The organism is Plantactinospora sp. WMMB782, assembly GCF_049179135.1.
Taxonomy (GTDB): Bacteria; Actinomycetota; Actinomycetes; order Mycobacteriales; family Micromonosporaceae; genus Plantactinospora.
Genome location: NZ_JBMHMC010000007.1, coordinates 3,249,724 through 3,275,947, shown reverse-complemented (window position 1 = coordinate 3,275,947; position 26,224 = coordinate 3,249,724). Strand labels below are relative to the sequence as shown.

Sequence of the window (26,224 nt, the reverse complement as noted above, 5' to 3'; positions counted from 1 at the left end):
CCACACTGGCTCCGTTGGCCGGTTACGGGGCCTTGGCGGCGACCACGACGGCGTCCGGCGGCACCTCGGGCGTCCGGCGGTGCGCCAGGCGGCGGACCGCGGTGTTGAGCACCGCGATCAGCGGCACCGAGACCAGGGCGCCGACGATGCCGGCCAGCACCACACCGGCGGCGATACCGACGATCACCGCCAGCGGGTGGATCGCCACCGCCCGGCCCATGATCAGCGGTTGCAGGATGTGTCCCTCGACCTGCTGCACCCCGATCACCACGGCGAGGATGACGAGCGCCCGTACCCAACCGCTGTCGACGAGGGCGACCAGCACCGCCACCGCGCCGGAGAGGGTGGCACCGACGATCGGGATGAAGGCACCGAGGAAGACCAGTGCGGCCAGTGGGAACGCGAACGGGATGTCGAAGACCACCAGGAAGATGCCGATTCCGACCGCGTCGATGAAGGCGACCAGTACGGTCGCCCGGACGTACGCGACGAGCGTCGACCAGGAGGCCCGGCCCGCGTCGTCGACCCGCCAGCGGGCGGCCACCGGAAGCAGCCGGACGAGGAAGCGCCAGATCCTCCCGCCGTCCCGCAGGAAGAAGAACGTCGCGAAGAGCACCAGCAGCGCGCCGGTGAGCAGCTCGGCGACGGTGGCGGCGGTGGAGACCGCCCCGCTGGTCAACGCCTGGGTGTTCTCGTCGATCCACTGCTCGCCCTGCTCGATGTACGAGTTGAGCTGGTTGTCCGACAGGTGCAGCGGGCCGGTCTTGAGCCACTCCTGGATCTGCCGGATGCCGTCGGTGGCGTTGCGGCTCAGGTCGGGTACGCCCTTGACGAACTCGTTCACCACCAGGGTGAGCGTGCCGACCACGGCCGCCAGGCCGGCGACCAGCACCACCGCGGTGGCCAGGGACCGGGGCAACCGCGCCCGGAGCAGCAGGCCGACGAGCGGGGCAAGCAGGGCGGAGAGCAGCAGCGCGATGGCCAGCGGAATGATCACGATCCGGATCGTGCCGACCACCTTGAGCAGTGCCCAGCCGACCAGCCCGATCACGATCAGCCGCCACGACCAGGCGGCGGCGATCCGCAGCGCGTGCGGGACGTCCGCGTCGTCCCGGCTCGACGTCGACGGGTGCACTTCCTCCGTGACCGGCTCGGGCACCACAGGTGCCGACTCGGGCGTGGCCACCGGTGGCTGGTTCGCCGCCGGGACCTGGCCGCCGGACGGGTCCGACGACGACCCGGACGCGCGACGGAGCCTTGCTCGTAGCTGCTCGAAACGGCGCAAGCGGACCTCCCACGGCGGATTGGCCTCCCTACCGTAGCCGCACCGGCACAACTCGGCTCGGAACGCCCGAGCGGGGGTGGCGGCCGACAACCTGCCTGGTGGCGGCACGCGGTACCGTTCCGGGCGTGACCGCCGAGGAAGACCACGACAACGGCCTGCCGATCCGCCTGCTGCACGACCGGGTGCTGGTCCGGGCGGACGGCGGCGAGGGCGAGCGGCGTTCGACCGCCGGCATCGTCATCCCGGCGACCGCCTCGATGGGCCGCCGGCTGGCCTGGGCGACCGCGGTGGGGGTCGGTCCGAACGTCCGCTCCATCGTCTCCGGTGACCGGGTGCTCTTCGACCCTGACGACCGGTCCGAGGTCGAGCTGCACGGCCGGGAGTACGTGCTGCTCCGCGAGCGTGACGTGCACGCCGTCGCCGCCCGGCGGGTGGAGACCGACTCCACCGGCCTCTACCTCTAGAGGTTCGCCGCCGACACCGCCGAAGGTTCCGGCCGACAACCGGCCCGCCCTCACCGGCCGACAACCGGCCCGCCCTCGCCGGTCGACGACCGACCCGCGTCTCGCCGGTCGACGGCCATCCCGCGTCTCGCCGGTCGACGGCCATCCCGCGTCTCGCCGGTCGACGACCGACCCGCCCCGCCGCCCGACCGGCCGCCGGGCGGGCCCGTTCAGCGCTGGTACGACCCCGGCCAACCGCCGCCGGCTGCCGGCGGCCCGGCATACGGGCCGGGTGTTCCCGGGTACGCGGCAGGGCCGCCGCCATGCGCGCCCGGCCCGCCGGGATACGGAGCAGGCGCTCCGCCGTACGGGCCCGGGTACGGTCCGGGTGTCCCGCCGTACGGGCCCGGGTTGCCCGGGTACGAGCCGTAGCCGGGGCCGGGTGGATAGCCGGCGGGAACCACCGGTGCGGGCGGGGGTGGTGGCGTCACCAGTACCACCGGGATCGGCACCACCGGCTCGGCCGGCGCCGGCAGGGTACGCCGCGAGCCGTCCGGGAACGACAGGTGGTAGCGGGAACCGTCCCAGATCCCGGCCGGTGCCTGCGGATCGCGGCCGACGAACACCGTGCGGGCGGTCCGCATCGCGTCCAGCAGCCGGCGTTCCTCGTCCTGCCGCCGGGCGAGCTGCTCCGGCCGGCTGTGCAGCCCGCGCACCAGGCCGTCGCGGAGCAGGGCGAGCCGGCTCGCCGAGACCTGGAACGCCCGCATCGCCTTGAGGCCCTCGTCACCGGCGACCCGGCGGGCCCAGCGTCGGGCCGCGTGCCGCCGGCCGAGGGTGCCGAGCGCGGCCAGCTCGGGCGGGGTGAGCCAGCCCGCCGAGACGTATTCGGGGAGCCGGCGCTGGGTCAGCCGCCCCTCCCAGCTGCGGACCCACACGGCCAGACCGACCACGCCCAGGAAGATCGGCACCATCAGCCCGAGGTAGCTGTAGAGCAGGATCAGCGGTTCGCCGGAGAGCTGGGTGAGCACGGCGGCCAGGTTCCAGGCGCCGTGCAGCATCATCGCCAGCAGCAGGCCGGCCAGCGGGGCGAGGATCCGGATCGGACGGCTGGCCGACCGGGCGGCGATGCCGAGCCCGATGCCGGTCATCGAGGTGAAGAGCGGGTGGGCGAAGCCGCTGATCAGGACCCGCAGGATGAAGATCCCGAAGAGGTTCTGCGCACCGGTCGCCGGGCCGTACCGGTCGACGCCCTCGGCGTAGCCGTGCAGGCCGAAGTAGAGGATGTTCTCGACCATGGCGAAGCCGACCGCCGACAGGCCGCAGTAGACGATGCCGTCGGTGATCCCGGACCACTTGCGGCGCTGGTAGAGCAGCAGCAGGAACGGCCCGAGCGCCTTGGTCAGCTCCTCGATGAAGGGCGCGACAAGCACCCCGACCAGCGGCAGGGGCAGCTCCAGGGTGTCACCGGCGAAGGTGTTGGTGCGCAGCGCGGCGAATGTCGACACCGCCGCGCCCCAGCCGAGGCAGAAGGCGAGATACCTGACCGGTTCCGGGTCGTACCGGTCGAGCCAGAGGAAGCAGGCGACCAGCACCGGCACGGGTAGCGCCGCCGCGGCCAGTCCGATCAGCGGCGGGGTCACCCCGGCCGGCGACACCAGTTCCCAGGCCATCAACACCGCGCAGACGACGATCAGGGTGACCGCCCCGATGGCCGTCAGCCGGCGGGCCAGGCCGGGTCGCTCGGACGCCGCCACCTCCGGCCCGCCGCCTGGTGGCGGCGGAAGCTGCGGCGGGGCGGCGGGCGGCCAGGGCGCGGTCGGCGACGGCGAGGTCGGCGACGGCGACGGCGACTGCGACTGCGACTGCGACTGCGGCGCAGCCGGACCGGGCGGGGTGTCGGCCATGTGATCAGCGTAGTTCCTCGCAACCGCCTGGCCCGACCACATCCGGCCCGGTTATGCTTCCGGGCAGGTCACGAGTGCCAGCGTCCAAGCCCCGGCTTGCTGGCCGGCAACCCTCGTCGAGGTTCGCGGTGGGGTGCCCCGGGTGATGACCGGGCTCGGTGCGGTTCCGCACCGGGCAAGCGCGGACCCCGTCTCCCGTCCTCCCGGGGTCCCTGACCACCGGAGGTGGCCCCGATGATCACCGTTTCCGCGCCCGAGGTTCCCGTCTCGGCGCCCGTAGTTCCCGCTCCGGCACCCGTAGTTCCCGCTCCGGCGCTCGCCGGAGCGGGCAGCACCGCCGGGCCGAACGGCACCGCCGGGCGGACCGACCACACCTCGACATCCACCGACCACACCGCCGCGGCGGTCGACCGGGCCGCGACGGCCGGGCCACTCGCCGTGCTCGGGGTGCCCGGACAGGTCAACCTCGACTACGCCGCCACCGCGCCCTGCGCGCGGGCCGCCGCCGACGCGGTGGCCGAGCTACTGCCCTGGTACGGCAGCGTGCACCGGGGGGCCGGAGCGCTCTCCCGGCGCAGCACCCTGGCGTACGAGCGGGCCCGGCAGTGCGTCGGCGACTTCCTCGGGGTACGCCCCGACGACTCCGTGGTCTTCACCCGCAACACCACCGACGCGCTCAACCTGCTGGCCCGAGCCCTGCCGCCAGGTTGCCGGGTGGTGACCGACGCCGGCGAGCACCACGCCAACCTGTTGCCCTGGCCGGCGGGCACGGTCCGGCTGCCGGTGCCCGGATCGGCCGGCGAGGCGGTGCGGGCGCTCGACGCGGCGCTGCGGGAGCTGCGCCGGGGCAGTGGGGGCGGCGCACCGATCCTGGTCGCGGTGACCGGGGCGAGCAATGTCACCGGCGAGTGCTGGCCGGTCGCCGAGCTGGCCCGGGTCGCCCACCGGCACGACGCCCGGATCGCGCTGGACGCCGCCCAACTCGCCCCGCACGCCGTACTGGACATCGCCGCCCTGGCCGTCGACTACGTCGCCGTTTCCGGACACAAGCTGTACGCGCCCTTCGGGGTCGGCGTACTGGCCGGCCGGGCGGACTGGCTGGACGCCGCCCCGCCGTACCTGGCCGGTGGCGGTGCGACCCTCGCCGTCGGGGCGGCCACCCACGACGTGCGCTGGACGGACGGGCCGGCCCGGCACGAGGGCGGTACGCCCAACCTGCTCGGCGCGGTGGCGCTGGCCGCGGTCTGCACCGCGCTGCGCGAGGCGGACCGGGCGGCGCTGCACGCGCAGGAGCAGGCCCTGCTCGCCCGGCTGCGGTCCGGGCTCGCCGCCCTGCCGGACGTGCTCGAACTGCGTACCTTCGACGCGACCGCGCCCCGGCTCGGCATCGTGTCGTTCGTGGTCGCCGGCCGGGACTCGGCGGCGGTCGCGACCGAACTCGCCCGGCGCTGGCAGGTCGGGCTGCGCGACGGGCTCTTCTGCGCGCATCCGCTGGCCCGCCGGCTGCTCGCCGAGGCGGCTGCCCGCAGTGGCCGGCGGGATCTGCCGCCGACGGCGCTGCGGGCGAGCATCGGGCTGGGCAGTACGCCCGCGCACGTCGACCGCCTGCTGACCGCCCTGGCGGCGCTGGGCTGAGCCGTCCCCCGCCGGCCGGTGCGGCGGCTCCCAGTCCCGCTGGCCGGTGCGGCAGCCTCGGACGGCTACCGTACCGGTCCCGCCGCTGCGGGCGGTCCGTCCGGCGTACGGTCGCCGGGTTGTCGGACGGCCTCCCGGGCGGCCTCGCCGGAGTGCCCGCCGGCCGCCCGCCGGACGAGCTGGTTCGCCTCCGCCCGTTCGACCCCGGTGGCCCGGAGCAGGTCGCTGCCGGTGGTACGCACCTGTGCGACCACCACGCTGCCGGAGAACCCGACCCCCTCGGCGTACGCCCGACCGGCCTGGCCGATCGCCTGCAACGCCTGTTCCCGGGCCGCCTCCGGGCGTACCCCGAGTCCGAGGTCGCGGCGCAGCAGCCGGACCGCCTCGGCGAGCAGCGCGACCGCCTCCGACATCGCCTCCGGGACCGGTTCGGCGTCCTCCAGCGCGGTGACCGCCCGCCGGACCAGGGTGCCGCTGTTGTGCACGGCGTGGTCGATGTACTCGGAACTCTCGACGTACTGGGTGAGCGCTCCCCGGCGGCTCCAGCGCACCGGGGACAGGATCGTCGTCTCCCGGCCGCCCTCCAGCGCCTCCTCGAAACCCTGGAGGTGCCGCTCCACCTCGCGGAGCCGGTCCAGCGCCCGCTGCGCCCGGACCGGGTCGCGGGCCCGCAGCGCCGCCGCGGTCTCGGCGAGTTCCTCGGTGAGCCGGGACAGCGCGGGCTTGGCCGCCCGGTCCACCACCCGTAACGGGTTCAACGGCAGCACCAGCGCGATCACCACCAGCCCGGCGAAGCCGCCGATCAGCGCGTCGACGACCCGGGGCGCCTCGATGTTCATCTCCTGCGGCATGTCGACGGTCACGATCAGCACGGCGGTCGCCGCCGCCTGGGTGACCACGGCCGGGCCGCCGCCCAGGAAGATGGTGACCACGATCGCCAGGAAGACGATCACGCCGAGCTGCCACGGCCCGGTACCGGCGGCGAAGACCAGGGCGTCGCCGAGACCGATGCCGACCGCCACCCCGATGATCAGCTCGATGGTCCGGCGGAACCGCTGGCCGACCGAGGAGGCGAGGGTGCCGATCGCGGAGATCGGGGCGAAGACCGGCGACGGGTTGCCGAGGAACTCGTGCGAGCCGACCCAGGCCAATGCCGCCGCGACCCCGGCCTGGAGGGCCAGCACCACGTTGAACTTCACGGCGTGCCAGCGGTCCCGCACGGTCGCCCGGGACCGTTGCCGGAACTCCTTCGCCAGCTCGCTGATCCGCTCCCGGTCGAGGTCGACGGGCCTTCTGACCCTGGTGTCCCGGACCGCGCGCATGGCGGGGACTACCCACTGACGCACCGGGCGAACGCGTCAGCCACGGACGCACCGGACGCAGTCGTTCCGCCACGGACGCACCGGACGCAGTCGTTCCGCCACGGACGCACCGGACGCAGTCGTTCCGCCGAGGAGGTACCCGGCGAAGTCGTCCCGGCACCGACGCACCGGCGGAACACGTCCGGACGCCGCCGGTTGGTCCGGGCCCCGCTGTCCGGACCGTCCCCGGTCGACCCGGAAACGACCCTGGTCGGTGTACTCGTCGGGCGGCTAGCCTGCCAGCCATGCCGGATCTTCTCGACGACCTGCGGGCGGCGCTCGGCGAGTCCGCCGTACTGACCGACCCCGACCTGCTCCGCGGCCACCAGCGGGACGAGGCCGACCTCTGCGCGGCCGGGATGCCGGCCGTGCTGGTCCGGCCCCGGACCACCACGGAGGTGGTCGCCGTGCTCCGGGCCGCGGCCCGGCACGGCGTACCGGTGGTGCCGCAGGGTGCCCGGACCGGCCTGGCCGGGGCCGCGAACGCGGTCGACGGCGCGGTGCTGCTCTCCACCGTGTCGATGGACGAGATCCGCGAGGTCGACCCGGTGAACCGGATCGCGGTGGTCCAGCCCGGGGTGGTGAACGCCACGCTGGCCGCCGCCGTCGCCAGGCACGGCCTGCGCTATCCGCCCGACCCGGGCTCCTGGGAGTCGTCCACCATCGGCGGGAACGTGGCGACGAACGCCGGCGGGATGTGCTGCGTCAAGTACGGCGTCACCACCGAGTACGTGATCGGCCTGGAGGTGGTGCTCGCCGACGGCGAGGTGCTGCGCACCGGACGGCGTACCGCCAAGGGGGTGGCCGGTTACGACCTGACCCGGCTCTTCGTCGGTTCGGAGGGGACGCTCGGGGTGATCACCGAGGTGACCGTCTCGCTGCGTCCGGCCGCCGAGGAGTCGCTGACCCTGGTCGCCGTCTTCCCGTCCACCACCGCCGCCGGCCGGGCGGTCGCCGAGATCTCCGCGCGTGGGCTCAGCCCGAGCCTGCTGGAGCTGCTGGACCGCACGCACCTGGGTGCGATCGAGGCGTACCGGCCGATGGGGCTGCGCACCGACGCCGAGGCGCTGCTGCTGGCCGCCGCCGACACCGGCACCCGGGCCGCCGACGACCTCGCCGTACTGGCCGAGGTCTGCACGGCCAGCGGCGCCGACGAGGTCTTCGCGGCCACCGACGCGGCGGAGGCGGCGGCCCTGCTGACGGCCCGCCGGCTGGCGCATCCGGCGATGGAGCGCTTCGCCGCCGCCAGCTGTCCGGGCGGCAACGGCGGGCTGGTCGTCGACGACGTGGCGGTGCCCCGGCACGCGCTGGCGGCGCTGCTCGACGGGGTGGCCCGGATCTCCGCCGAGCACGACGTGCCGATCGGCGTGGTCGGGCACGCCGGGGACGGCAACATGCACCCGAACATCGTGGTCGACCGGGCCGACCCGGCGAGCCTGGAGCGGGGCCGGCGGGCCTTCGACGCGATCATGGAACTCGGCCTCTCGCTCGGCGGCACCTGCACCGGCGAGCACGGCGTCGGCCTGCTGAAGCGGGACTGGCTGGCCCGGGAGATCGGGCCGGTGGGGCTGCGGGTGCACCGGGCGATCAAGGACGCGCTCGACCCGACCGGCCTGCTCAACCCTGGCAAGGTGCTCGGCTAGGGGCGGTCACGGCCGCACCGCCCGGCCAGTTCCGCAACCGACCACCCCGGCCAGTTCCGCAACCGACCACCCCGGCGTGCCGTCCGCGATCATCGGGCGGGTCAGCCGCGATCATCGGGCGGGTCAGCCGCGATCATCGGGCGGGTCAGCCGGGTAGTTCGACCTCGTCGAGGCCGGCGCCCCGGTCGGCGGCGAAGCCCCGGACGTCCGGGGCGCCCAGCCGGGCCGCGTCCGCCGTGGCGTCGTCCGGCATCCGCTGCGACTGCCGCTCCGCCCGCACCCGGGCCAGGTAGTGCTCGACCTCGCGGGCCCGGACCGGGGCGTCCCAACCGAGCACCCGGCCCATGATCTCGGCCGCCTGCCCGGCCGACTCGGCGCCCCGGTGGGCCGTCTCGAAGGAGATCCGGGTCCGCCGGGTCAGCACGTCGTCGAGGTGCAGCGCCCCCTCGGCGCGGGCCGCGTACGCCACCTCGGCGGCCAGGTATTCCGGTGCCCCGGCCAGCGGGGAGCCGAGCAGCGGGTCGGCGTCGACCATGGCCAGCAGTTCGGTGCCGAGGTTGCCGTACCGCTCCAGCAGATGCTCGACCACCCCGACGGGTACGCCGTGCCGGCGGGCCAGGTCGGCCCGGTCCCGCCAGAGCGCGGCGTACCCGTCGGCGCCGAGCAGCGGCAGGTCGGCGGTGCGGGACGGGCGTACCCCACCGAGCCGGCGGGCGGCCCGGTCCACCACGTCGGCGGCCATCACCCGGTACGTCGTGTACTTGCCGCCGGCCACCAGCAGCAGCCCGAGCATCGGCTCGTATACCGCGTGCTCCCGGGACAGTTTCGAGGTGGAGTCCGCCTCGCCGGTCAGCAGCGGGCGCAGCCCGGCGTAGACGCCCTCGATGTCGGCGGTGGTCAGCGGCCGGTCCAGCACGGTGTTGACCTGGTCGAGCAGGTAGTCGATGTCCCGGGCCGACGCCGCCGGGTGGGCCCGGTCGAGCCGCCAGTCGGTGTCGGTGGTGCCGATGATCCAGTGCCCGCCCCAGGGGATCACGAAGAGCACCGAGGTCGGCGTGCGCAGGATCAGCCCGGCCTCGCCGGTGATCGCCGAGCGGGGCACCACCAGGTGCACCCCCTTGGAGGCCCGCACCCGCAGGCCGCGCCGCACCCCGACGTCGCCGAGGAGTTCGGACATGTCGTCGCTCCACACGCCGGTGGCGGCGATGACGGTCCGGGCGCGTACCTCGAACTCGGCGTCCGGGGAGCCGGGCGGGGCCTCCATGTCGCGGACCCGCACCCCGGTCACCTCGCGGGCCTGCCGGAGCAGGCCGACGACGCGGGCGCTGGTCACCGTCGCCGCGCCGAGGCTGGCCGCGGTACGGGCCAGGGTGACCACCAGGCGGGCGTCGTCGACCTGCCCGTCGTAGTAGCGGATCGCCCCGGCGATGGCGTCGGCGCGCAGGCTGGGGAAGGTCCGCCGGGCCCCCTCCCGGGTCAGGTGCCGGTGCAGCGGCATCCCCCGGCCGCCGCCGAGGATCCCGGCGAAGGTGTCGTAGGCGGCGACCCCGGTCCCGTAGTAGGAGCGTCGCCAGGCCCGGGCGGCGAGCCCGGCCGGGCCACGGCCGGCGGGCAGCGGCACCAGGATCGGCACCGGGCGGACCAGGTGCGGGGCGAGCCGGGTGGCGAGCAGGCCGCGTTCGGTGAGCGCCTCGTGGACCAGGTGGAACTCCAACTGCTCCAGGTAGCGCAGCCCGCCGTGGATCAGCTTGCTGGACCGGCTGGAGGTGCCGGCGGCGAAGTCCCGGGCCTCGACCAGGGCCACCTTCAGCCCTCGGGAGGCGGCGTCGAGCGCGGCGCCCGCGCCGGTCACCCCACCACCGACGACGAGTACGTCGAACCGCTCGCTGCGCAGCCGGCGCAGGTCGGCGGCGCGGCGGGACGGGGAGAGCCGGCTGGCCGTGTTCCGGGAGAGGCTGGGGTCACGCACCCGTCCACGGTAGCCGCCGCAGCACCGTGGTCGGGCCCGCCAGGGCGGCGGGCGTACTGTTCGGTCATGCAGGATGGTCCGCCGCCACCCGCCGACGAGCCGTCCCCGCCGCCCCCGCCGGCCGGCACCGCACAGCCGTGGCAGGCCGGCAGCCCACAGCCGTGGCAGGCCGGCAGCCCACAGCCGCAGCAGGCCGGCAGCCCACAGCCGCAGCAGGCCGGCAGCCCACAGCCGCAGCAGGCCGGCAGCCCACAGCCGCAGCAGGCCGGCAGCCCACAGCCGCAGCAGGCCGGCAGCCCACAGCCGCAGCAGGCCGGCAGCCCACAGCCGCGGCCGGTGCGGCCGGCCGGAGCCGGGGTGTGGCCGGTGGTCGCCGCCGTGCTGGTCGGGGTCGGGACGGTCGGGGTGACCGTCGGCAGCCAGGCCGTCGCCTGGCTGGTCGAACAGGTCCTGCTCGTCTCCGGCCTGGACGGGCAGGTCTGGCTCTGGCCGACCACCGGCGTCGTCAACGCGCTGCTCGTCGGGATACCGGCCGGTCTGCTGGCGGCGCTGCCCCGGTCACCGGCCGTCCGGGCCGCCGGTCGGGCCTGGCTGCTCGGCGCGCTCGCACTCGGCGCCCTGGGACTGCTCCGGGTGGTACCGCCGCGCCTGCCCGAGGTCTACCTCGCCGGGCTCGCCGTGGCAGCCGGACTGGGCGCCCAGCTGATCCGGCGGTTCGGCCGCCGGCCGGAGCAGGTCCGGGCCGAGCCGGCGGCGGTCGGGCTGGCCGTGGCGGGTGGCCTGGTACTCCTGCTGCCCTGGGTCTGGCTCGGCGCGCTGGGCGGGGTGCTGGAGACGGTCTGCGGTCTGCTCGCCTCGGCCGCCGTCGGCCGGTTGGCCGCCACCATCCTGGATGGACGGTTCTGGGCCGGCTTCGAGCGAGTGGTCCCGGGTGGCCTCCCGGCGCCGGAGCGGTCCGCCCGCGGAGCCGGCCCGGTCGCGGTCGGCGGGGCCCGGCTGGTCCTGGTCGGCGGGCTGGTCGCCGGGGTGGCGCTGGCGCTGGTAGCGGGCGGGATCGGCCAGTCCGGCGCACAGTTGGCCGCGCTGCTCGTCCTTCCGCCGGCCGGCTTCGCCCTCGCCGCGCTCCGGGTCACCTCCCGACCCCGCCCGACGACCCCGGACGACGGCGTGCCGGAGAGCGGGTTCCGGCCGGTCGGTTCCGCGCCGGTCGGCTGGCTGGTCGGCGTCGCCGCCGCCGGGCCGCTGCTGCTGGTCGACCCGGAGGAGATCACGCTGCTGCTCGCCGCTGCCCGGGACGTGCCGTTCTGGGCCGCCGGCGCCGCCGCCGGCTCGCTCGCCGTCGCGCTGCTGCTCGGCATCGGGTACGGCGTCGGCCTCGGCCGGCGCTCCGCACCCGTCCCGCGCCGCCCGGTCGCCGCGGCCGTGGCCGGCGTCCTGCTGCTGGCCACCGGCGCGGTGTACGCCGGCCTCGGCTCCCCCGGCTGGCACGGCGAACGCCTCTTCGTGGTGCTCCGCGAGCAGGCGGACCTGACCGGCGTACCCGCACAGACCGGACCGGCCGGTCGGCAGGCCCGGGGCCGGGAGGTGTACCGCCGGCTGGTCGAGACCGCCGAGCGCTCCCAGGCGGGCCTGCGCCGGGACCTCGACCGGCTGCACCTGGACCACACCCCGTACTACCTGGTCAACGCGATCGAGGTGGACGGCGGCACGGCGGTACGGGCCTGGCTGTCCCGGCGCGACGACGTCGACCGGGTACTCGTCAGCCAGCGGTTGCGCCCACTGCCCGCCGCCGGCTCACCGCGGCGGGGCGACGAGGCGGCGCCGGCCGTACCCGTCTGGAACCTCGGGCTGGTCGGCGCGGACCGGGTCTGGTCGCAGCTCGGCGTCGACGGCTCGGGGGTCGTGGTCGGCGGCTCGGACTCCGGCGTGGACGGCCGGCATCCGGCGCTGGCCGGCGGTTTCCGGGGCGGCGACGATTCCTGGTACGACCCGTGGAACGACGCCCCCGCCCCGACCGACCTCGGCGGCCACGGTACGCACACCCTGGCCACCGCCGTCGGCGACGAGCGGGTCGGGGTGGCACCCGGCGCGCAGTGGGTCGGCTGTGTGAACCTGGACCGGAACCTGGGCAACCCGGCGCGTTACCTGGACTGCCTCCAGTTCATGCTGGCGCCGTTCCCGCCCGGTGCCGACCCGTTCACCGCCGGCCGACCGGACCGGGCACCGCAGGTGCTGAGCAACTCGTGGGGTTGTCCGGCGATCGAGGGTTGCGCCGTGGACACCCTTCGGCCGGCCACCTCGGCGCTCGCCTCGGCGGGAATCTTCTTCGTCGCCGCCGCCGGCAACACCGGCTCGTTCTGCGGCTCGGTCGACGACCCGCCCGCCCCGTACCCGGACGTGCTCACCGTCGGCGCGGTGGACCGGCAGCGTCGGGTCACCTCCTTCTCCAGTCGTGGCCCGACGCCCGACGGGCGCAGCAAGCCGGATCTGGTCGCACCCGGCGAGGACGTCCTCTCGGCGTTGCCCGGCGGCGGGTACGGCTCGCTCAGCGGCACGTCGATGGCGGCCCCGCACCTGGCCGGGGTGGTCGCGCTGATGTGGTCGGCGAATCCGGCGCTGATCGGCGACCTGGCGACGACCCGGCGGATCCTGCTGGAGACCGCCGGCCCGGCCGAGCCGACCTACCTGTCCCGGAGCAGCGCCGACACGTGCGGCTCGGAGCGCAACATCACCGGCGAGGGCCTGGTCGACGCGTACGCGGCGGTGCAGGCCGCGCAGGAACTCGGCCGGACCGGCGGCTGACCGGCACCTCGGCAGGCCGGCACCTCGGCAGGCCGGCACCTCGGCAGGCCGGCACCTCGGCAGACGGGCTCGGCTATGGTCGGCGACCATGAGCGCCGAGCCCACCCTCACCGAGCCGACCCTCACCGAGCTGACCGACGACCAGTTGCCCGCCGTGGTGCGGCTCTGCCGGTCGGCGCTGGACCTGCCCGACGACTCGGCCGAGGCGGCGCAGATCGTGGCCCGGCTCCGGGACGACTCGCCGCTGCCGGGCGCCGCCGGGCCCCGCCGTACCGTCGGGGTGGCGGCGTGGCAGGACGGTGTGCTCGCCGGGGTCGCGCTCGGTTCGATGGCGGACCGGGGCGGGGACCCGGCCGTCGGCCACCTCGACCTGGTCGCGGTCCACCCCGAGCTGCGACGCCGGGGCATCGGCCGGGCCCTGGTGAGCTGGCTGGAGCAGGCGCTCGGCGGGCTCGGCGCGACCCAGGTACGCGTCGCCGGCAACCCGCCGCACTACGTCTGGCCCGGCATCGACGTCCGGTACACCCCGGCGATCTGCACCGTCCTGGCGCTCGGCTACACGTCGGAGGAGACCGCCTGGAACATGACCGCCGACCTTTCCACCGAGTCCTCCCCGGCGCTGCGCCCGACCGGGGCCGCCGAGCGGCGGCTGGCGGGGCGGGGCGTCACGGTACGTCGGGCCGAGCCGGCCGACCTGCCGATGCTCACCGACTTCGCCCGGTCGACCTTCGGCGGCACCTGGGACCTCGAACTGCTGCACTCGGTCGGTCGGCGGGACGCCGGCTGCCACCTCGCCGTCCGTACCCCGACCGGCGGCGGTACGCCGGAGCTGCTCGGCTTCGCCGCGTACGGATCGTCGCGGCCGAGCTGGTTCGGCCCGATGGGTACCGCGCCCGGGGCGCAGGGCCTGGGCATCGGCGGCGTACTGCTGCGCCGGTGCCTGCGGGACCAGCGGGCGGCCGGACACCTGCGGGCCGAGATCGGCTGGGTCGGCCCGGTGCCCTTCTACGCGAACAACGCCGGGGCCCGGATCGAGCGGGTGTTCTTCCTCTACCGCAAGCAACTCCGCTGACATCGCAACAGTTCCGCTGACATCGCAGACAACTCCACTGACATCGCGAGCAGCTCCGCTGCCCCGTCCGCATCCCTGTGACCCCGGATACGAATCTGGTCCCGCGCGGCCTCTCGGTGGACTGTGCCCCGGGGGCACGGGTTGGGATGGGGCGAGCCCGTCGACGACGGGCCGACAGGAGGCGGGAAGATGTTTCGAAGGCGTGGCATCGCCATGGTGGGGATGCTCGGCATGGTCGGTGCCCTGGTCGCGGTCATTCCGGCGACGGCCGGGGAGTCGACGACGCGGCTGGAGTGGGCCGCGTGTCCCGCAGGAGTCGTGGTGCCGCCGGCGGTACAGGTACGGTGCGCGCGGGTGCCGGTTCCACTGGACTACCGCGACCCCGACGGCACCCAGATCGAGATCATGGTGTCGCGGATCGCGAGCACGAAACCGGAGAAGCGGCGCGGCGTGCTGATGTTCAACCCGGGCGGTCCGGGCGGTACCGGGCTGGACCAACCGGGGTTCCTGGCCGGCAAGGGGCTGCCGAGCAGTGTCATGGACGCCTATGACCTGATCGGCATGGACACCCGGGGCGTCGGGCATTCGGCGCCGGTGAGCTGCGGCTTCACCACCACCGACGCCTACTGGGGCAACATCCCGCCGTACGCGCCCGACGACGCCGCGGTGACCAGGCAGGCCAGGATCGCCGAGGAGGTCGCGGCCCGGTGCGCCGCCAACGACACGCAGGGGCGGCTGCGGCACCTGACGACCGCCAACATGGCGCGCGACCTGGACCGGATCCGGATTGCGCTCGGCGAGGAGAAAACAAGCTTCTACGGGGCGTCCTACGGCTCGGCGTTGGGTGCGGCGTATGCGTCGATGTTCCCGGAGAGCATCGACCGCATCGTGCTGGACAGCAATATCGGCGACACCCACCTCGACCGTGCCGGTCTGCGCCGGTACGCCCTCGGCATGGAGCAGACCTTCCCCGACTTCGCCAGGTGGGCGGCGGAACGGCACGACTCCTACGGCCTGGGCCGCACGCCACGGGAGGTACGCGGGACCTACCTCGCCATCGCCGAGCGGCTCGACCGGACACCCGCACCCGACGGGCTCACCGGAGCCATGTTCCGGGCCGTCACCTTCGCCTCCCTCTACGGCGAGATCCAGTACGGCAACCTCGCGCGCACCTGGCAGTCGTACCTCGATCCCGGCGCGGCACCGCCGGCGCCACCGGAGGCGCCGAGCCCGGCCGACAACGCTTTCACGGTGTTCCTCGCCGTCACCTGTAACGACGTCGAGTGGCCCGAGGACGTCGCGACCTACCGGCGCGCCGTCGCCTCCGACCGCGAGCGGTATCCGCTGTACGGGGCCGCCAGCGCCAACATCCTCCCGTGCGCGTACTGGAGGTACGAGCCGTCCGAGCCGCCCGTCACGATCTCCGACCAGGGGCCGGCCAAGGTGCTGCTCCTGCAGAACCGGCACGATCCGGTCACGCCGCTCGCCGGTGGCAAGCTGCTGCGCGAGAAGTTCGGGCAGCGGTCGCGGCTGGTGACCACCGACGGGAGCGGGCACGGCGTCTACGTGCTCGGCGGCAACGCCTGCGCGCTGAACATCACCACCTCCTACCTGGTCGAGGGCACGATGCCGACCAGGGACACGACCTGTCGGGGCGACTGACCGACACAGCTCGGGCGTGCCCTCCGGGCATGGTGTCGAATGTCGGTATGCGGACGAGGCGGGGCTGGAGCACGCGTGAGCTGGCCGAGATCGCCGGAACCACCCTGAAGGCCGTGCGGCACTACCACCGGATCGGGCTGCTGGACGAGCCGGAGCGGACGGCCAACGGGTACAAGCAGTACGGGATCGGGCATCTCGTCCGGCTGCTGCGGATCCGCCGTCTCGTGGAGCTCGGGGTGCCGCTGGCCGACATCGCCGTGGCGCAGGAGTCGGACGAGGGTGCGGAGCAGGTGTTCCGCACCCTCGACGCCGGGTTGGCGGCCAGCATCGAGCGCCAGCAGCGGATCCGCGAGGAACTGGCCGGTATCCTGCGGCACCCCGACCGTGCCGAGTTGCCGCCGGGGTTCGGCGAGGTCGCGGGCGGCCTCTCCGAGGACGAACGGGCGTTCCTGCTCGTCTGCTCGCGGGTCTTCGAACCGTGGGTGCTGGACATCCTCCGGGAGCTGCACAGCGCGCCCCGTACGGCGGTCGCGACCGAGTTCGAGGCCCTGGCCGAGGACGCGAGCGACGAGACCCGGCAGAGCCTGGCCGAGCGGTATGCCCCCGAGGTGCACCGCGAGCAGCAGAAGTATCCCCATCTTCGGAAACTCAGCGACGACGGGGCGGCGGGTCGTGGGCCACGCAACTGGGACGTCTTCCTCAGGGGGATCGTCGAGCTCTACAACCCGGCGCAGATCGACGTCCTGCAACGCGTCGAAGCCATCAACGCCCGGAACGGGCGGTCCGGGTAGCGCCACGGGATCGGCGGCCGGCCCTGGCGGACAATGCGTGGATGACGATTCCGTTTCCCGCACCGACCGTTCCGGCATCGGGGCGGACCGAGGTCTTCCTGCGCTACCTCGAATACTTCCGGGAGACGGTGCTGTCGAAGGTCTCCGCGCTGCCCGACGACGAGCTGCGCCGTAGCCGGCTTCCGTCGGGTTGGACCCCGCTCGAGCTGCTCAAGCATCTGCGTCATGTCGAGTTGCGCTGGATCGAGTGGGGATTCCAGGGGCGCGAGGTCGCAGACCCGTGGGGAGACCGGCGCGAGGACCGGTGGTACGTCGCGCCCGAGGAGACCCTCGACGGCCTGGTCGACGCGCTCCGGGCCCAGGGGGCGCACACCACGACAGTGGTCACGGAGAACCAGCTCGACACGGTGGGTGCGCCCGGCCCGAGATGGGACGGTGCGCAACCCGCCTCGCTGGAACGCGTGCTGTTCCACCTTCTCCAGGAGTACGCCCGGCATCTCGGACATCTCGACGTCGTGACGGAGCTGGCCGGCGGTCCGACCGGAGAGTAGTGCGGTGCAGACGATGAAGGGGCGGACCGCTGACGCGGCCCGCCCCTTCGACGTGGAGTTCCGGACTCAGAAGTCCATGTCCCCGCCGCCCGGCGCAGCCGGGGCAGCCGGGGTCTTCTCCGGCTTGTCCGCCACCACAGCCTCGGTGGTCAGGAAGAGGGCCGCGATCGACGACGCGTTCTGCAGCGCCGAACGGGTCACCTTGGCCGGGTCGATGATGCCGGCCTGGAGCAGGTCGACGTACTCACCGTTGGCCGCGTTGAGGCCGTGCCCGGCGTCCAGGTTGCGGACCTTCTCCACCACGACACCGCCCTCGAGGCCGGCGTTGACGGCGATCTGCCGCAGCGGGGCGTCCAGCGCGATCTTGACGATCTGCGCACCGGTCGCCTCGTCGCCGGCCAGGTCCAGCTTGTCGAAGGCGGTCTTGCCGGCCTGGACCAGCGCGACACCACCACCGGGGACGATGCCCTCCTCGACGGCGGCCTTCGCGTTGCGCACCGCGTCCTCGATGCGGTGCTTGCGCTCCTTCAGCTCGACCTCGGTGGCCGCGCCGACCTTGATCACCGCAACACCGCCGGCCAGCTTGGCCAGGCGCTCCTGCAGCTTCTCCCGGTCGTAGTCGGAGTCGCTCTTCTCGATCTCGGCGCGGATCTGGTTGACCCGGCCGTTGATCTGGTCGGCGTCGCCGGCACCGTCGACGATGGTGGTCTCGTCCTTGGTCACCACGACCTTGCGGGCCCGGCCCAGCATGTCGAGGCCGACGGCGTCCAGCTTGAGGCCGACCTCCTCGCTGATCGGCTGCCCGCCGGTCAGGATGGCGATGTCGCCGAGCATGGCCTTGCGGCGGTCACCGAAGCCCGGCGCCTTGACGGCGACGGACTTGAAGGTGCCCCGGACCTTGTTGACCACCAGGGTCGCCAGGGCCTCGCCCTCGACGTCCTCGGCGATGATGGCCAGCGGCTTGCCCGACTGCATGACCTTCTCGAGGATCGGCAGCAGGTCCTTGACCGTCGAGATCTTGCTGTTGACGATCAGGATGTACGGGTCGTCGAGCACGGCCTCCATCCGGTCGGGGTCGGTCATGAAGTACCCCGAGATGTAGCCCTTGTCGAAGCGCATGCCCTCGGTCAGCTCAAGCTCGAGCCCGAAGGTGTTGCTCTCCTCGACGGTGATGACGCCTTCCTTGCCGACCTTGTCCATCGCCTCGGCGATGATCTCGCCGACGCTGGTGTCACCAGCGGAGATGGAGGCGGTGGAGGCGATCTGCTCCTTGGTCTCGACGTCCTTGGCGAGCTTGCTCAGCTCCTCCGAGACGTTCGCGACGGCGGCCTCGATGCCCCGCTTCAGGGCCATCGGGTTGGCGCCCGCCGCGACGTTGCGCAGGCCCTCCCGGACCAGCGCCTGGGCGAGGACGGTCGCCGTCGTCGTGCCGTCACCGGCCACGTCGTCGGTCTTCTTGGCGACCTCCTTGACCAGCTCCGCACCGATCTTCTCGTACGGGTCCTCGAGCTCGATCTCCTTGGCGATGCTCACACCATCGTTGGTGATGGTGGGGGCGCCCCACTTCTTCTCGAGCACGACGTTGCGGCCCTTCGGGCCCAGCGTCACCTTAACGGCGTCGGCGAGGGTGTTCATGCCCCGCTCAAGGCCGCGGCGCGCCTCCTCGTCGAACGCGATCATCTTGGCCATACGGCGTTGTCCTCCTGGACACTCACGGCCGCCGGAGCCTTTGTCGGCCCCGAACCTGCCGCCTGATTACGCACCTTCGGACGTCACTACGGCACTGGCGGACGGGGCCGGCGGCACCCGTTGGTGCCCCTCGACTCCGTCGCGCTGTGCGACAGTGACGTCCGCCGGCCGGGCCGGACAGCCCGCGACGACCGGCCATGTGCCGCAGACCCGCTGTGCGGGCCCACGACCGTGGCCCTACCGCCCCGACCTGGCACTCACGCTATGCGAGTGCCAACACCTGTTTAGCACTCTCCCATGCCGAGTGCAAGCCGCTCACCGACCCTCAGGAGAGTTCGGCGGCAAGTCGGGCGCTGTTCACCGGGGCCTCGTGACCCCGCTGCTCGGTGTAGGTGATCAGGATCCCGATCAGCAATGCCAGCTGGAGCGGTGCGCCGAGCACGGCACTGACGAGCGTGCTGAGCACGGCGACGGCGGAGAAGGCGGGCGGGGCGGACAGCTCTCCCGGGGTCGCGGCGGCGGGGGCGAGTGTCATGACGCTCTCCAGTACCGCCAGCACCAGGCCGCCGCCGATCACCACGGCGGCCACCACCGCGACCCGGCCGAGCACCATGCCGAACCGGGCGTGCACCATCTTGAAGGTCCGCCCGATCGGATCGCGCCGCTCGAAGAGGTAGATCGGGCCGACGAGGCTCGTCGCGAAGGCGAGATAGACACCGGGCAGGAAGCACGCGCAGATGCCGGCGAGGACCAGCAGGCTCGCCAGCAGGCCCCAGCCGAAGAGACCCGGTGCCCGGCGCAGCCCGTACCGCAGGGCGGGCCCGAGCGCCGCCTCCTGCCCGGTCGCCTGCCGCGTGATCACCCAGGTCCCCGCCGCCCAGCCCAGGCACTGCACCAAACCGGCGACGAGACTGACGGCGATCAGGATCCCGAGGAACGGCAGCAGGTCGCCGAGGAACCCCTCGAACTCTCCAGGCAGGGGTTCGCCACTCGGCGAGACGGCCGGCGGTCGCGGTTGCAGGGGCAACATGGCCAGGCCGATGGCCGCGGTCGGCAGCACCTGGGTGAGCAGGACGATCGACAGCAGCGGGCGCCAACCCCGCCGCGCCGCCGACCAGCACCGTTCCCACCAGACACCGAGCCCGGCGCCGGGCGGCGGAACGAGGGGATCACCCGGATCCGGAAAGCCAGCCCAGCCCGGAGAGTCTGGCCCGCCCGGAAAGGCGGGCTGACCCGGATAGCCGGGCCCACCCGTGAAGTGTCCTGAATTGCCGGTAGGGGGCGGCTCGGCCACGGGCTCTCCTCTGGGCAGAGACGAAGGAAATCAACGCGGCGTCGATCCTGCCGCCCGAGCATCCGTACGCCTGACCCGGAAAAGAGCTTCCGCGAACCCGGAGCTTCCCACGGCCGCCGACGGGAACCGGTCAGACCGACCCGGAAAACCGATCCCGTGGCGAGCCAGGAGAGGCACCGATGGTCAGGCGATGAGCCGGACCTGCTCCGCCTGCGGGCCCTTCTGGCCCTGGGCGATCTCGAACTCGACGCGCTGACCGTCGTCGAGCGCCTTGTAACCGTCCATCTGGATCGCGGAGAAGTGGACGAAGACGTCCTGCCCGCCATCGACCGCGATGAAGCCGTAGCCCTTTTCGCTGTTGAACCACTTCACGGTGCCCTGCGCCACGGTGCACTTCCTTACTTCGGTCGCGTCGAAGCTGCCCGAGCTCCGGCGACGCCCTATACCTGCCGGGGCCGCCGAGTCGTTTTCCCCGAATTCGATCATGAATTGAACGGATCCGACGAATCGAGCGGCCGAACCCGCACCGTACACCAAGGTCGGGTCGCAGCGCACTAGTCCAAAACGGTCACCAGGCCGAGAATCGGACGGTCAATTTTCCGGCTCTCACCCATTGGCGACCGTCGCTGCCCAGCTCAACCGGCCCGGACCGGACGGACAGCTGCTCCGTCACCCGCCGAAACCGGACCCCGTACGGCGTGCGACCATGACGGACGTGCCGGCCTCCATCCCGCAGACCACCGCCGCACCGGCGCCGGGACACCTCACCGGCCCGCCGGAACCGACCGGTCCGACCCGGCCCGGCGGTACGACCGAATCCGGTCTCCGGTCGGCAGCCGGGCCGCCACCGGTCCGTCGGGTACGCCCCGGCGACGCCGCCCGGGTCCGGGCGATCCGGCTGGAGATGCTCGCCGACTCACCGCTGGCCTTCCTGGAGACGCTCGCCGACGCGGCGGCCCGGCCGCACGCCGAGTTCGCCGCCCGGATCGCCGGGATGTCGGTCGGGCAGCGGACGGCGGCGTTCGTCGCCGAGGCCGGCGGCCGGGTCGTCGGGCACGCGGGCGGGCAGGCGGCGCCCGGCCAGCCGGGAGTCACAGTGGTCTTCGCCGTCTACCTCACCCCGGCCTGGCGGGGCACCGGCCTGCTGGCCGGCCTGGTCGGGGCGGTGGCCGACTGGTCCCGGGCGGCCGGGCGGCCGGAGCTGCTGCTGGAGGTGGTGGTCGGCAACGACCGGGCGGTACGCGCCTACCAGCGGCTGGGCTTCGTCGACACCGGGGTACGGGTGGCCCATCCGACCGTGCCCGCACTCCGCGAACTACAGATGCGCCGGACCGCCTGACCCCGCCCGCCCGGTGTCGCCGGGCATCCGGTCAGCTGTGCCGGCGGGCCTGCACCACCCGGAACCGGTTGGCGACGTACGCGCCGTCGGTCAGGGCCGCGTTGGCCGCCGGGTTTGCGCCGCTGCCGTGGAAGTCCGAGAAGGCCGCCGACTGGTTCACGAAGACCCCGCCGGTGAGGTTGCAGGACAGGTGCACCCCGGTCTCGATCGCCGCCGTCTCCGCCTCGTCCAGCACCTCGGGGTCGGTCGAGTAGACCGAGGCGGTCAGCGCACCCCGCTCGCCGACGGTCTGCCGGAGGACGGCCAGGCTGTGCGGGGTGGAGTCGGTGGCGATCACGAACGAGACCGGCCCGAACCACTCCCGCCCGTACGTGCCGACCTGGTCGGCGTCGAGCCTGGCGATCAGCGGCGTACGCACCACCGCGCCCGGGTAGTTCGGGTGCTCGACGGTCCGGGACGGCAGCACCGGCTCGCCGAGCCCGGCCGCCTCGTCGAGCCGGGCGAGTACCCCGTCGTTGACGATCGCGCCGGTCAGCTCGACGGCGCGGGCCGGGTCGCCGGTGAGCTTGCCGACCGCACCGGCGATGCCGGCGGCCACCTCGTCGACGCTCCTGTGCCCCTGGTCGGTGGCGATGCCGTCGCGCGGCACCAGGATGTTCTGCGGAGTGGTGCACATCTGTCCGCTGTAGAGGGTGAGCGAGAAGCCGATGTTGCGGCACATCCCGGCGAAGTCGTCGGTGGAGTCGACCACGATCGTGTTGACCCCGGCCTTCTCGGTGTGGACGGCGGCCTGCCGGGCGTTCGCCTCCAGCCAGTCGCCGTACTCGGTGGAGCCGGTGAAGTCGACGATCCGCACCTCGGGGCGGAGCGCCAGGGTGGAGGCGAGCTTCTCGCCGGGCGCCTCGGCGGCGAGCAGCACCAGGTTCGGGTCGAAGCCGGCCTCGGCCAGCACCTCGCGGGCGTACCGGACGGTGACGGCGAGCGGCAGCACGGCCCGGGGGTGCGGCTTGACCAGCACCGGGTTGCCGGTGACGAGCGAGGCGAAGATGCCGGGGTAGCTGTTCCAGGTCGGGAAGGTGTTGCAGCCGATCGCCAGCGCCACCCCGCGCGGCACGACGTGGAAACTCTTGGTCATCCGCAGCGGGTCGCCCCTGCCGGCCGGCTTCTCCCAGGCCGCCGTCGCCGGATGCCGGGCCATTTCCCGGTACGCGTAGGCGAGCGCCTCCAGCGCCCGGTCCAGCGCGTGCGCGCCGCCGGCCTGGAAGGCCATCACGAACGCCTGCCCGCTTGTCGCGTGCACCGCGTTGGCCAGCTCGAAGATGTTTGCGTGCAGCCGGGCGAGGATCTCCAGGCAGACCCCGACCCGGGTCTGCGGGCCGGCGTCCCGCCAGGCCGGCAGCGCGGTCGAGGCGGCGGCCAGCAGCACCTCCGGGTCGGCGTGCGGGTAGCTCACCGCCAGGTCGATGCCGAACGGGCTCGTCTCGGTGGCCACCCAGTCGCCGGTGCCGGGCTGGTCGAGCGGGAACTTTCCGCCCAGGTACGCCCGGAAGGCCGCCTCGCCCTGCGCGGCGGCCGTCTCGCCGTAGACCCGGGGGCTTGGTGACTCGGGGTAGGCGGACCAGTAGGACCGTTCGGTGATCGCGGTCAGCGCCCGTTCCAGGGTGTCGGTGTGCCGGGCGTACAGCGGGTGCGGGGTCTCCGTCATCCCGCCATCATGCCGCACCCGCCCGGCCCGGCCCAGCCTGCGCAGTCGGGGCGGAGGTGGGCCGCCACGCTGCCGCCCGGCGCTGCCGGCGCTGGTCAGCGCCTCGCCGGACCGGGTGCGTCAGAGCGTCGCCTGCCAGGTGGTGAGCCCGGCGACGGCGCGGAAGCCGACCGCCTCGTTGATCGAGATCATGTACTCGTTCACCGCCGCGTTGTAGGTGTCGACGAACCGCAGCGCCGGCTCGTACTCCCGGATGTGCCGCAGGTTGTCGACCTTGATCAGGGTGCCGAGGCGGTGGCCCCGGTGTGCCGGCTCGACCAGGGTGATCTGCTGGAAGGCGTGCCAGTCGCACTCGACGTTCATGCCGATCCCGGTCCAGGCCACCAGTTGGCCGGTGGCGTCGTGCCGGGCACCGCTGTTGTACCAGCGCTGGCCGCGCTCGTGGTGCGCCTGCTCCATCTCCCGCAGCCGGCCGACCTCCGGCCGGGCCGCCTCCCAGGTCAGGTCGCCGATCGGCGCGTCGCTGACCAGGCGGCTGTCCAGGTAGGCGACGTCCTCGGCGTACTCGTCGGGGGTGGCGCCCCGCCAGCGCACGATCGAGTAGCCCTCGGCGCGGGCCAGGCTCGCCGCGAACAGCCGGTCGAGTTCCGGCTCGTCGAGCGCGGTCAGGTCGAGCCGGCGACGGATGTCGGCCAGCGCCGGCTTGGCGCCCATCGCCGCGGCGAAGGCGTCGCCCGGCATCGTCGGAGCGGACTCCGGGCTCATGTTGGCCACCTCGCCGACGATCCGTTTACGACCCTCCTGCCGGGCCAGCCGCGTCGCGTACTCGTAGAGGGCCCGGCCGACGCCCCGGCGGCGGTGTTCCGGATGGACGGCGAGGGTCAGGCCGGCGTTCTCCAGGTTCTCCCGCTGCGGCAGCGAGACCGCGAGGTAGCCCACCGCCACCCCGTCGAGGTAGCCGAGCGCGTGCCGGTCGTCGTCACCCGGCCACGGGCGCCGGACTCCGGCGTGGAAGCGTTGCCGGGGCAGCGCCGGCATGTCCGGCTGCGCCGCCGCGCGGACGGCCGCCTCGATCTCGTACGCCCGCTCGACGGCGGCGGCGTCGGCGATGTCCAGTGGGGTCACCACGATGTCCATGTGGTCGAGCGTGCCGGTTACACGAACCGGGCGCGACCGAATATCCCCGAGCCGTCACCGGGGCGTGGAACACCCGTTGAGCAGAACGGCCGGGCGAGGAGTCTCGGCCCGGCCGTTGCGGAAGTTTGGTCGAGAGGACGCCCGCACAACGCCTCCGGCGCTGGGTCGTAAGAGCTTTGAAAGTCTACGGCGGTCGTCCTCCCGCACGGAGCATCTTGCGTGGTGCAGATGCAGGCGTCAAGTCCCCTTCCGCGTGTTTTCGTCACGGGTGGCAAAACTCCAGCTACGCACCGCATCCGTACCACCGGATCGGGCGTGCCCCGGGCAGAGCCGAACGTTTCACCTGCAAGTTGCACGTGCATCTGCCCGGGCAGGTGCGCGTCCGCGCGGAAAAATCTTGGGAGTTTTTTCAGCCGAGCAGGCCGGTTCAGCCGAGCAGGCCGGCGTCCCGGGCCGCCCGCAGCGACGGCTTCACCCGGTACGTCGGACCGACCTGTGCCGCCACCGCGTCGAGGGTCTTCAGCCCCTCGCCGGTGTTGTAGACGACCGTCTCGGCGTCCGGGTCCAGCCGGCCGCTCGCCACCAGCTTGCCCAGCACGGCCACGGTCACCCCGCCGGCGGTCTCGGCGAAGATCCCGGTGGTCCGGGCCAACTGCCGGATCGCGGCGCGGATCTCGTCGTCGTCGGCGTAGTCCATCCAGCCACCGGTGCGGCGGACCGCCTCCAGGGCGTAGAGCCCGGCGGCCGGGTCGCCGATGTTCAGCGACTTGGCGATCCCGGTCGGCCGGACCGGGGTGATCACGTCGGTGTCGCCGTGCAGCGCCACGGCGATCGGGTTGCAGCCGGCGGACTGGGCGCCGAAGACCTTCCAGCCGTTGGCCGGGGCCTCGACCAGGCCGATCTCGACCAGCTCGCTGAACGCCTTGTCGATCTTGGTGAGCAGCTCGCCGCTGGCCATCGGGATGACCACCTGCTCGGGAATCCGCCAACCCAACTGCTCGGCGACCTCGTAGCCGAGCGTCTTCGAGCCCTCGGCGTAGTACGGCCGGACGTTCACGTTGACGAAGGCCGTGTCCTCGAACTCGTCGGTCTCGACCAGCTCACCGCAGAGCCGGTTGACGTCGTCGTACGAGCCGTCGATCGCGACCACGTCGCCGCCGTAGACGGCGGTGGTGATCACCTTGCCCTGCTCCAGGTCACCGGGGATGAAGACGATCGACGGGACCCCGGCCCGGGCCGCGTGCGCGGCGACCGAGTTCGCCAGGTTGCCGGTGGAGGCGCAGCCGAACCGGCTGAAGCCGAGCCCGCGGGCGGCGGTCAGCGCCACCGAGACGACCCGGTCCTTGAACGAGTGGGTCGGGTTGGCGCTGTCGTCCTTGACCCAGAGCGGCGCCCGGATGCCCAGCTCGGCGGCGAGACCGGCGGCCGGGACCAGCGGGGTCAGCCCCGGGTCCAGGGTCACCCGGGCGGCCGGGTCCTGCCCGGTCGGCAGCAGGGCGGCGTACCGCCAGAGGTTGTCCGGACCGGCCTCGATGTCGGCCCGGGTCACCCCGGCCAGCGTCGCCGGGTCGTAGCCGACCTCCAGCGGGCCGAAACACTCGTAACAGGCGTGCTGGGCGATCAGCGGATATTCGGTGCCGCAGCCGCGACAGACGAGTGCCCGAGCCGGATTGGGGGCCACCGGGCTGGTCTGGCCGGGGGTCGCGTCGATGATCGACGTCATGGCGATTGCCGTCCTCTCATCTTTCCCTGGCGCCGCACCGCGCGGCGGGGACGGATTTGGCACCTGCTCCGCCGTGGAGTGGTTGCCGGGGCGTCATCGGGCCGTATCCCTCAGCCCCTCTGGATGAGGTATGAAGTTGTGCCGCCAGTCTACGGGTACCGGGACCGGCTGTCCCGGGTCTCTTCCCGGTGTGAGGAACATCCCGCGCCGCGACGG

Annotated in this window: 19 protein-coding genes and 2 riboswitches; of the genes, 9 read left to right on the top strand and 10 right to left on the bottom strand. The window is 73.5% G+C overall.

The features are described 5' to 3' along the window. Positions 1–22: 22 nt before the first annotated feature. Positions 23–1,336 (bottom strand): AI-2E family transporter, encoded by a 1,314-nt coding sequence (locus ACN28A_RS16980; protein ID WP_421404450.1) that lies wholly within the window; start codon positions 1,334–1,336, stop codon positions 23–25. Positions 1,337–1,410: 74 nt separating this feature from the next. On the opposite strand from ACN28A_RS16980, the gene ACN28A_RS16975 reads away from it, so the two are divergent. Further along, entirely contained in the window at positions 1,411–1,749 is a 339-nt protein-coding gene (locus ACN28A_RS16975) for a GroES family chaperonin (protein WP_421396372.1), read from the top strand. Positions 1,750–1,958: 209 nt separating this feature from the next. On the opposite strand, the gene ACN28A_RS16970 is transcribed toward ACN28A_RS16975, so the two are convergent. Beyond that, complete coding sequence (locus ACN28A_RS16970) at positions 1,959–3,677, bottom strand: PrsW family intramembrane metalloprotease (RefSeq protein ID WP_421396370.1); 1,719 nt, start codon at positions 3,675–3,677, stop codon at positions 1,959–1,961. A gap of 24 nt (positions 3,678–3,701) precedes the next feature. Further along, positions 3,702–3,823, top strand: a riboswitch (SAM riboswitch). Between the two features lie 46 nt (positions 3,824–3,869). On the opposite strand from ACN28A_RS16970, the gene ACN28A_RS16965 reads away from it, so the two are divergent. Further along, positions 3,870–5,270, top strand: a complete 1,401-nt coding sequence (locus tag ACN28A_RS16965; protein ID WP_421396369.1) for an aminotransferase class V-fold PLP-dependent enzyme — start codon at positions 3,870–3,872, stop codon at positions 5,268–5,270. 65 nt (positions 5,271–5,335) lie between these two features. On the opposite strand, the gene ACN28A_RS16960 is transcribed toward ACN28A_RS16965, so the two are convergent. After that, on the bottom strand, positions 5,336–6,592 hold the full coding sequence (locus ACN28A_RS16960) for an FUSC family protein (protein ID WP_421404448.1): 1,257 nt from the start codon (positions 6,590–6,592) through the stop codon (positions 5,336–5,338). Between the two features lie 284 nt (positions 6,593–6,876). On the opposite strand from ACN28A_RS16960, the gene ACN28A_RS16955 reads away from it, so the two are divergent. Next, positions 6,877–8,274, top strand: coding sequence for an FAD-binding oxidoreductase (locus ACN28A_RS16955; protein ID WP_421396367.1), 1,398 nt, complete (start codon positions 6,877–6,879; stop codon positions 8,272–8,274). Positions 8,275–8,419: 145 nt separating this feature from the next. Here ACN28A_RS16955 and ACN28A_RS16950 read toward each other — a convergent pair whose 3' ends face one another. Continuing rightward, complete coding sequence (locus tag ACN28A_RS16950; RefSeq protein WP_421396365.1) at positions 8,420–10,243, bottom strand: glycerol-3-phosphate dehydrogenase/oxidase; 1,824 nt, start codon at positions 10,241–10,243, stop codon at positions 8,420–8,422. Between the two features lie 66 nt (positions 10,244–10,309). Here ACN28A_RS16950 and ACN28A_RS16945 point away from each other — a divergent pair, with 66 nt between their 5' ends. The 5 genes from ACN28A_RS16945 (at position 10,310) to ACN28A_RS16925 (ending at position 17,121) form a co-directional block, all read left to right on the top strand. Next, the gene (locus ACN28A_RS16945) at positions 10,310–13,045 is read left to right on the top strand and encodes a S8 family serine peptidase (RefSeq protein WP_421396364.1); all 2,736 of its coding nucleotides are present in this window, start codon (positions 10,310–10,312) and stop codon (positions 13,043–13,045) included. Between the two features lie 88 nt (positions 13,046–13,133). After that, a complete protein-coding gene (locus ACN28A_RS16940; protein WP_421396363.1) occupies positions 13,134–14,117 on the top strand; it encodes a GNAT family N-acetyltransferase in 984 nt (327 codons plus the stop codon). A 189-nt stretch (positions 14,118–14,306) separates the two neighbouring features. Continuing rightward, entirely contained in the window at positions 14,307–15,779 is a 1,473-nt protein-coding gene (locus ACN28A_RS16935; protein WP_421396362.1) for an alpha/beta hydrolase, read from the top strand. Positions 15,780–15,826: 47 nt separating this feature from the next. Further along, positions 15,827–16,570 (top strand): MerR family transcriptional regulator, encoded by a 744-nt coding sequence (locus ACN28A_RS16930; RefSeq protein WP_421396361.1) that lies wholly within the window; start codon positions 15,827–15,829, stop codon positions 16,568–16,570. Between the two features lie 41 nt (positions 16,571–16,611). Next, positions 16,612–17,121 carry a DinB family protein gene (locus ACN28A_RS16925; RefSeq protein ID WP_421396360.1) on the top strand — a complete coding sequence of 170 codons (510 nt, stop codon included), beginning with the start codon at positions 16,612–16,614 and terminating at the stop codon, positions 17,119–17,121. A gap of 66 nt (positions 17,122–17,187) precedes the next feature. On the opposite strand, the gene groL is transcribed toward ACN28A_RS16925, so the two are convergent. The 3 genes from groL to ACN28A_RS16910 all read right to left on the bottom strand — a co-directional run bounded on the left by groL (position 17,188) and on the right by ACN28A_RS16910 (position 20,491). Then, a complete protein-coding gene (groL, locus tag ACN28A_RS16920; protein ID WP_107257537.1) occupies positions 17,188–18,810 on the bottom strand; it encodes a chaperonin GroEL in 1,623 nt (540 codons plus the stop codon). A gap of 325 nt (positions 18,811–19,135) precedes the next feature. Continuing rightward, entirely contained in the window at positions 19,136–20,104 is a 969-nt protein-coding gene (locus tag ACN28A_RS16915; protein ID WP_421396358.1) for a hypothetical protein, read from the bottom strand. 183 nt (positions 20,105–20,287) lie between these two features. Next, on the bottom strand, positions 20,288–20,491 hold the full coding sequence (locus tag ACN28A_RS16910) for a cold-shock protein (RefSeq protein ID WP_203864050.1): 204 nt from the start codon (positions 20,489–20,491) through the stop codon (positions 20,288–20,290). A gap of 319 nt (positions 20,492–20,810) precedes the next feature. Between ACN28A_RS16910 and ACN28A_RS16905 the strand changes: the two genes are divergently transcribed. Then, positions 20,811–21,443 carry a GNAT family N-acetyltransferase gene (locus ACN28A_RS16905; RefSeq protein WP_421396357.1) on the top strand — a complete coding sequence of 211 codons (633 nt, stop codon included), beginning with the start codon at positions 20,811–20,813 and terminating at the stop codon, positions 21,441–21,443. Positions 21,444–21,474: 31 nt separating this feature from the next. On the opposite strand, the gene paaN is transcribed toward ACN28A_RS16905, so the two are convergent. The 3 genes from paaN to thrC all read right to left on the bottom strand — a co-directional run bounded on the left by paaN (position 21,475) and on the right by thrC (position 26,008). Continuing rightward, on the bottom strand, positions 21,475–23,148 hold the full coding sequence (paaN, locus tag ACN28A_RS16900) for a phenylacetic acid degradation protein PaaN (RefSeq protein WP_421396355.1): 1,674 nt from the start codon (positions 23,146–23,148) through the stop codon (positions 21,475–21,477). Positions 23,149–23,268: 120 nt separating this feature from the next. Beyond that, positions 23,269–24,285 (bottom strand): GNAT family N-acetyltransferase, encoded by a 1,017-nt coding sequence (locus tag ACN28A_RS16895; protein ID WP_421396353.1) that lies wholly within the window; start codon positions 24,283–24,285, stop codon positions 23,269–23,271. Positions 24,286–24,712: 427 nt separating this feature from the next. After that, positions 24,713–26,008 (bottom strand): threonine synthase, encoded by a 1,296-nt coding sequence (gene thrC, locus ACN28A_RS16890; protein ID WP_421396351.1) that lies wholly within the window; start codon positions 26,006–26,008, stop codon positions 24,713–24,715. A gap of 13 nt (positions 26,009–26,021) precedes the next feature. Next, positions 26,022–26,138, bottom strand: a riboswitch (SAM riboswitch). Positions 26,139–26,224 lie beyond the last annotated feature (86 nt).

What these genes read in the sequence shown, in the direction of transcription:
- ACN28A_RS16970 (WP_421396370.1), bottom strand. Translation starts at nt 3,677, where the DNA reads ATGTGGTCGGGCCAGGCGGTTGCGAGGAACTACGCTGATCACATGGCC.
- ACN28A_RS16965 (WP_421396369.1), top strand. Translation starts at nt 3,870, where the DNA reads ATGATCACCGTTTCCGCGCCCGAGGTTCCCGTCTCGGCGCCCGTAGTT.
- ACN28A_RS16960 (WP_421404448.1), bottom strand. Translation starts at nt 6,592, where the DNA reads ATGCGCGCGGTCCGGGACACCAGGGTCAGAAGGCCCGTCGACCTCGAC.
- ACN28A_RS16955 (WP_421396367.1), top strand. Translation starts at nt 6,877, where the DNA reads ATGCCGGATCTTCTCGACGACCTGCGGGCGGCGCTCGGCGAGTCCGCC.
- ACN28A_RS16945 (WP_421396364.1), top strand. Translation starts at nt 10,310, where the DNA reads ATGCAGGATGGTCCGCCGCCACCCGCCGACGAGCCGTCCCCGCCGCCC.
- ACN28A_RS16940 (WP_421396363.1), top strand. Translation starts at nt 13,134, where the DNA reads ATGAGCGCCGAGCCCACCCTCACCGAGCCGACCCTCACCGAGCTGACC.
- ACN28A_RS16935 (WP_421396362.1), top strand. Translation starts at nt 14,307, where the DNA reads ATGTTTCGAAGGCGTGGCATCGCCATGGTGGGGATGCTCGGCATGGTC.
- ACN28A_RS16930 (WP_421396361.1), top strand. Translation starts at nt 15,827, where the DNA reads ATGCGGACGAGGCGGGGCTGGAGCACGCGTGAGCTGGCCGAGATCGCC.
- ACN28A_RS16925 (WP_421396360.1), top strand. Translation starts at nt 16,612, where the DNA reads ATGACGATTCCGTTTCCCGCACCGACCGTTCCGGCATCGGGGCGGACC.
- groL (WP_107257537.1), bottom strand. Translation starts at nt 18,810, where the DNA reads ATGGCCAAGATGATCGCGTTCGACGAGGAGGCGCGCCGCGGCCTTGAG.
- ACN28A_RS16905 (WP_421396357.1), top strand. Translation starts at nt 20,811, where the DNA reads ATGACGGACGTGCCGGCCTCCATCCCGCAGACCACCGCCGCACCGGCG.
- paaN (WP_421396355.1), bottom strand. Translation starts at nt 23,148, where the DNA reads ATGACGGAGACCCCGCACCCGCTGTACGCCCGGCACACCGACACCCTG.
- ACN28A_RS16895 (WP_421396353.1), bottom strand. Translation starts at nt 24,285, where the DNA reads ATGGACATCGTGGTGACCCCACTGGACATCGCCGACGCCGCCGCCGTC.
- thrC (WP_421396351.1), bottom strand. Translation starts at nt 26,008, where the DNA reads ATGACGTCGATCATCGACGCGACCCCCGGCCAGACCAGCCCGGTGGCC.